Source organism: Bradyrhizobium sp. Leo170 (assembly GCF_004296405.1).
Taxonomy (GTDB): domain Bacteria; phylum Pseudomonadota; class Alphaproteobacteria; order Rhizobiales; family Xanthobacteraceae; genus Bradyrhizobium.
In genome coordinates, this window is the sequence record NZ_PSRR01000726.1 from 1 (window position 1) to 1,315 (window position 1,315).

1 protein-coding gene is annotated in these 1,315 nt (G+C 66.1%); it reads right to left on the reverse strand.

The window, feature by feature from the left end:
* Positions 1-266 precede the first annotated feature (266 nt).
* Complete coding sequence (locus tag CWO89_RS44280) at positions 267-1,295, reverse strand: IS110 family RNA-guided transposase (protein WP_130584391.1); 1,029 nt, start codon at positions 1,293-1,295, stop codon at positions 267-269.
* Between the last annotated feature and the right edge of the window lie 20 nt (positions 1,296-1,315).

Sequence of the window (1,315 nt, forward strand, 5' to 3'; positions counted from 1 at the left end):
TGCGCTTTGCCCACCCTTCTGTAACGGGCCTGGATCAGTCAATCCCTTTTGCGTCATCCGCTCGCCGGGGTCTCGCTTCTGTACGGGGTCGGCGCAAGGCCGCCACCTGATGGGGTTGGAGAGGATCGGCCGGCCAATCTACGGACGCGTGGTCGTAGTGCCACCGGGTGGGCAACGGCCTGACCTGATCCATCGTCCCGGCGAAGGGACTTCGCTTCGAGAAGGCCTGGTGTGGTGACCCGCTCGAAAACCTGTCGCGCCTCCTGTTAGGCTGCCGCCGCGGCGGCGTTGAAGGGGGTTTGATCGACGAGCATGCGGTGCATGATCACCGCCAGCCGGCGCGCGAGCGCCACCTTGGCCTTGCTCATGCCGGCGCGCCGGGCGATCCGCATCGCCCAGCTCTTCAATTGCGCACAGCCCTTGACCGGCTTGGTCAGCATGATGTGGGCGGCCTCGTAGAGCGCCGTGCGCACCGCGCCGTCGCCGATCTTGCTGATCCGGCCGGTGTAGTCGGTCTCGCCGGACTGATGCTTCTTCGGCGTCAAGCCGAAATGGGCGCCCACCTGCTTCGATGATGTGAACCGTCCCGGATCGTCGATCGCACTGGCATAGGTCAGCGCCACGATCGGGCCGACGGCCGGGACCGAGGTCAGCAGCCGGGCCTGCTGGTCGGCTCGCACCATCCTGCGGGTCTGCTTCTCGAAGGCCGCGAACTCCTTCCGTAGGATCTCGCGGACCGCCAACAGCGCAGCGGCGATCCGCTCAAGATGCGGATGGCCCGCGACGAGTTCCTGGATCCGCCCCGCAAACGTCCGCGCCGTCACCTTGCCGACCTTGAGGCCAAAGCCGCGCAGGATCCCGCGCAGGCTGTTCTCGACGTCGAGAAGCTTCGCTTGCACCAGCTTGCGCGCGGTCAGCAGCGATCGCGTCTCCTGCGCGCTCAGCGACTTGCAATGCACCGGGCGGAACCAACCCAGCCGCATCAGCTGCGCAATCCCGCGCGCATCGTTACGGTCCGACTTCACCGGCATGGCCTTGAACGCATTCCGCACGTGTCGCGTCTCCAGCAGCTCCACGGCAAGCCCGGCCGCCTTCATCGCCGCAAACAGCCATTGCGACAAGGGTCCGGCCTCCAGCCCAATCCGCTCAAGACCGAAGCCGAGCGAGCCGAACCAGGCGATCAGCGCCTCCGGCTCGCTCGCCACCTTCGCCTCCCGCACGATCTTGCCGTTGGCGTCAACCACACACACGCTCGAGCATTCCAATGACACGTCGATTCCGGCATAGTGCTCCATGGTCGTCTCTCCGCGATGTT